At 76.4% G+C, this 1823-nt stretch carries 3 protein-coding genes; all 3 read left to right on the top strand.

Translation table 11 applies throughout. The annotated features are described in order from the left end of the window. Nucleotides 1-187: hypothetical protein (locus tag OZN99_RS30860; protein WP_270939025.1), on the top strand; the 187-nt coding region annotated here is incomplete at its 5' end. A 103-nt stretch (nt 188-290) separates the two neighbouring features. Next, nucleotides 291-869, top strand: coding sequence for a hypothetical protein (locus tag OZN99_RS30865; protein ID WP_270939026.1), 579 nt, complete (start codon nt 291-293; stop codon nt 867-869). Nucleotides 870-899: 30 nt separating this feature from the next. Continuing rightward, the coding region (locus OZN99_RS30870; protein ID WP_270939027.1) for a cupin domain-containing protein at nt 900-1823 on the top strand (924 nt) is incomplete at its 3' end.

Genomic DNA, 1823 nt, shown 5'->3' on the forward strand with positions numbered 1-1823 from the left:
ACGCGCGAGGGCGGTGGCGCAGGCGCTGGCCGAGCGCGGCGTGGAGCGCGACCGCATCCGCGCGGAGGCGCGCGTCGGTGCCTACTCCGGCCGTGGCAACGAGCCCGGCGCGCGCGCCGTCACCATCGTGGTGATGCCGGCGGAGGAAACCGCCGCGCCCGCCCAGGTCGAGGACGCGCGGCGCTGACGCTCCGATCTGCGTGGCAGGTCAGGAGTTGTTCATGCGCATCGTTCATCCATTGCGCTGCCACCACGTCCCGCCGCAGCATTGCGGCGTGGGAGGAGCCGCGATGACCGACACGCCCGAGGAGAAGGGGCCGGCGCTGCGCCGCCGCCTGTTCGTGCTGCGCCTGGCGACGCTGGGCGGCGCCGGAGCGGCGAGCGCGGCCTGCGTGCCGCAGCAGGGGCCGGTGGTCTATGTCCCGCCGCCCGCGCCGGCCTATGCGCCGGGCCGGGTCGCGATCAGCGACGCCGATCCCTCCGATCCGCCGGGCCAGGGGCGCGGCGGGCACCGCGGCAGCGGCGTGACGGACAACGACCCTTCCGACGCGCCGGGCTTCGGCCGCGGCGGGCGACGCTTCTCCACCGGCGTCAGCGACAACGATCCGTCGGATCCGCCGGGGCGCGGCCGCGGCGGCTACCGCACGGCGCCGGGCTACCGCACCGGGGTCAGCGACAACGATCCGTCCGATGCGCCGGGCGCCGGGCGGGGCGGCTATCGCGGCGCACCGGCCTACCGCACCGGCATCAACGACAGCGACCCGTCCGATGCGCCCGGGCGCGGGCGTGGCGGCAGTCGCGTCTATCGTACCGGGGTCAGCGACAGCGACCCGTCCGACGCACCGGGGCGCGGCCGGCGCGGGTGGTGAGCTCGCGCGCCCGCGCGTAGGCTTCGGCGCATGAGCGAGGATCGGACGCTGGCCGAGCAGGCCTGGGCGCAGGCCTTCGGCGACCTGCCGGTGGAGGACGGGCTGGCGCTGCGCGAGGGCACGGCGTGGCGGCACATCCCGGCGCCGCGCCCGGACCATCATGCGCCGCTGCTGTCCATCGCCGCGCTGGACGCCTTCCTGGCGACCGATGCGGCGCGCAGCCCGCGCGTCTCCATGGCGGAAAGCCGGCGGGAGGGCAGCGCGGCGGTGCCGCCCGGCGAGTATCTGCGCGACGACGGGCGCGTGGACCTGCCCGGGCTGTTCCATGCCTTCGACCAGGGCGCGACGCTGGTGGTCTCGCAGTTCCACGAGCTGCACCCGCCGCTGATGCGCTTCTGCCGCGGGCTGGAGCAGGCGTTCCTGCACGCGGTGCAGGCCAACATCTACCTGACGCCGCCGGGCGCGCAGGGCTTCCGCCCGCATTACGACACGCATGACGTGCTGGTGCTGCAGGTGGTGGGGGAGAAGCGCTGGCGGCTGTGGCCGGGCCAGCCCGTGCCCCGGCCGACGCGCCGGACGCCCTGGCCCGGCAACATTTCTCCGAGCGGCGAGCCGGAGACCATCGTGATGCGGCCCGGCGACACGCTCTACGTGCCGCGCGGCGTGATGCATGACGCGGCCGCGCAGGCGGGCGACGCGCCCAGCCTGCACGTCACTGTCGGCCTGCTCGAGCCGTCCTTTGCGACCGTGCTGCGGCTGGCGGTGGACCTGCTGGAGGAAAGCGAGCCGGCGCTGCGCGAGGCCTTCCCGACCTGGCGGCTGGCGGAGGGGCCGGGGCGGCTGGCGGAACTCGCCCGGCCGCTCGCCGCGCGGCTGGCGGAGCCGGCGGCGCTGGAGCGCACGGCGCTGGAACTGCTGGACCGGCTGGCAGGCGACCGGCCGGCGCTGCTCGGG

The sequence above is a fragment of the Falsiroseomonas oryzae genome (genome assembly GCF_027856955.1).
GTDB lineage: Bacteria > Pseudomonadota > Alphaproteobacteria > Acetobacterales > Acetobacteraceae > Falsiroseomonas > Falsiroseomonas oryzae.

What these genes read in the sequence shown, in the direction of transcription:
- OZN99_RS30865 (WP_270939026.1), top strand. Translation starts at nt 291, where the DNA reads ATGACCGACACGCCCGAGGAGAAGGGGCCGGCGCTGCGCCGCCGCCTG.